1 protein-coding gene is annotated in these 2,974 nt (G+C 41.9%); it reads right to left on the reverse strand.

Annotation, left to right across the window (positions count from 1 at the left end; genetic code table 11):
- A partial coding sequence (locus KDK17_RS03575; RefSeq protein ID WP_257287357.1) for a hypothetical protein occupies positions 1–2,912 on the reverse strand: 2,912 nt, incomplete at its 3' end.
- Positions 2,913–2,974: the final 62 nt, after the last annotated feature.

Raw genomic sequence — 2,974 nt, forward strand, 5'->3', positions numbered from 1 at the left:
GTGCGATGTTTCTTCAAAAGAGCATTGCTTATAGCCTCATAATTTTGGTGAGATTCCAGTCGTGGAAGGTTATAAACGAATTCATCAAAACCGGTTTCAGGTTGTGGTGTTGCCTGCAGCACTTCCAACGATTTTGTATAGTCCATCCGGCTTAGCTCGTAGCTTGCAGTATTCCCTGATAGTTGTTCAATATCAGAAGCAGTTGCCCCGGATGATGTGTCCAGCACCTCTGACGTATCCAATACGAAAGCCTTGACAAGGCTTAAATACTTTTTAATGTTTTCTGGCCTGTCACTACTTTTGATTTCATTGTCGAGGCAAATACCATATTGTTTTGGTCTTTTTTTGATGGAAAAATGCCTTGTTTTTTCCAGTGGTTTCAGAAGTATTCTCTCAATACTGTCTGGATCACTTATCCTGGGAAATAACGCTTCTTCAACTTCAGGGCCATCATTGCTGAACAAAAATTGGATGTTATAGTTAACGGGGGTAATCAAAAAATGCTTTGCAATCAGTGCTGGCCAACCAGCCTGAGGTATATACAGAAGATTAAACCGTTCATCAGTAAAGACTCTGATGGCTGCTTCAGCGGCAAAACGGGCACCCAATACAGAGCTTGCTATCAGCCCGGGTAAAATTTCTGTAACAATCTTACCCGCTTCAATAAAGATCTTTTCCTTTGGTTTTTTGGGCGATGTGTATTCAATAACAGGCATAGGCATATAGGTCGATTCTGTTTGCGAGACATCAGGTGTCTCATCCTGATTATACTGATAGTGGTTGGCAAGCCGCATTAACACCAGTGATTCCAGATAACCACCATAAGGGAAGCCGAGCTGACGTGCTTTCCTGAAATGATCATGGGCACTGGCCAGAACTCTTTTGTGACCGGTTAATACTACCTGCTGGAAGTCAGGTCTTATTCTCGCCTCCAGAAGCGTCAATCCAGCCAGACAATGAAGCCAGCCTGACATTTGTAATGATTGAGAATCCATTTGTTTGTCATATTGGTTTAACCGTTGTTTTAACTTTTGATAGCCAGCTCTTTTGGCTTGCTCAATAGCAAGAAAAAAATTAATTTCTTCTCCAACTTCGAATTTTTTCAAGTTGTCACTGTGAAAGACAGCATAGTCTAAGAGTTGTGAGTCCAAATTACGTGCAATAGTGTTGAACTTGACTGGCTTATGCCATACAAAGAGCTGAAACCATTTGTCTAATTTTTTCCAACCAGCTGAATCACTCTGGAGTTTTTTTGCCATTTCTGCATTTCCACCGATGAGCGTGATAATATACCGGTGAGCCATTAAAAGAGTGTTATGCCAATACGTTGTGGTGTCCTTGGAAACCTGTTCAGGAAGTAAACCAATCAGTTTTGTCAGAAGTTGTAAGTCATGACCAAAATGAAGCGCGGTTAAGCGGGCTTGGATAGAGAAGGGAAGGGCTTTAAGATGAGGAAGAACGGGCTGGACTTCTGATTCAGTATCAACCAGATGAAAAGCGAGTTCTATAACATCAGCAATTGCCCGATTCTCAGGATTAATATCTTCATAGAGCTCCTTCTGAGTCTCTTTCAGAAATATGGAAATCTCTGAAGAGGATTCAAAGCCTAATATAGATAAGTTAATAATGTACACGGATAAATCCGTGCAATCAGAATCTATCAATTCTGATCGACCAGTAGCGAAGTACAGTATCAATTTTAAATTTGCTTTCGCATTCTTTGCCGCTTGCGCTTGCTCTTGCTCTTCCTCTTCCAGTATCGTTTCTATTGCCCGGTTTGCAGCTGCTATCGCTGTTTTTGTCGCTTTCGATTTTGTCGCAGCTATATCTAACGCTTCCTCTACCGCTTCCATTGATGCTGCTGTTAACTCTGCTTGTTCAGTTTCCGCTGCCGCTGTCACTAACGCTACTGCTGTCGTTGATACCGTTGCTATCTCTAAGGATGTCGATGCCAGAGCCCTAGCCTCTTTCGCTGCCTTTAAAGCCGCCTCAGTCACTGCCGTTTTGCCTAACGGAGCTGCTCGCGCATTCGCTGTCACTGCTGTTTGTCCATGTTGTTCGTTTGGCAGATGCTGGGTATTTGTAAATTTCTGGTCCATTTGATTTAAAACAACATCAACTGCGCCATCAGAGCCTTTTACCGGAAGCTGCTCCAGAAACTCTCTGAGTAGATGTATGGAAGGTGTTACCCTACCCGGAATATTGCTTTTCGGGTTTTTCAGGTAAGTGTCTTTATCAAAGGCCAGTTTCAGTTCGAAAGGCTTTGGAATCAGCATCAGCCACTTGAGGAATATTCCGGCCAGAACCGTTTGATTTGAGTCCGATTCTAATAAAACCTCAATAGACTGTGACACTCCGGAGAATGCAGATAAATTGGCATTAATTATGATATTAGATTTTTCTTCCATACTATGTTCAAAAAAAAGCAAGAGCATCGCGGCATAAGGGAAGTAATAATTTCGAGACGATAAAATCGTCTCTTTTATCTTTTTAGCGTTGAGTTTGACTACCGGGCTAAAGGATAACTCAATGGTTTTGTCATCATCTGACATTTTGGCTTCCAACATGGCCAGTGCCTTCAAAAAGTAGTAATAACCCATTCCCAGGTCATTTGTTGGATGTTCGCTATTTTTTAATAAAACCTTTCTGAATGCAGTGATGTGCTTTTCTACCTGACGCAAAAACTTTTCCGGGTCTTGCTGAATGGATCTGACTTCCCGAATAATATTGTCATCCAGTTGTAATAAATGCTGGATATGTATTCGTTCCTGGAAGGGTTCTGTTGATGGTCGGATACCTGACTTCAGGTTTTTTGGCTGTCTTGTTACACTTACTGCTCTTTTTGCTTTTTCAGGTTTTGTTCCTGTTCCAGAAGTGAATTGTTCCTGAGTAGTTGGAGTAGAGGACGCCAATACTGGAACCGGAACCTCTTTGATTTGAACAAAATTCCTTGAAAGCAGTAAAGACCGGGCAA

This window comes from Endozoicomonas sp. SESOKO2 (assembly GCF_024606245.1).
Classification (GTDB): Bacteria; Pseudomonadota; Gammaproteobacteria; order Pseudomonadales; family Endozoicomonadaceae; genus Endozoicomonas_A.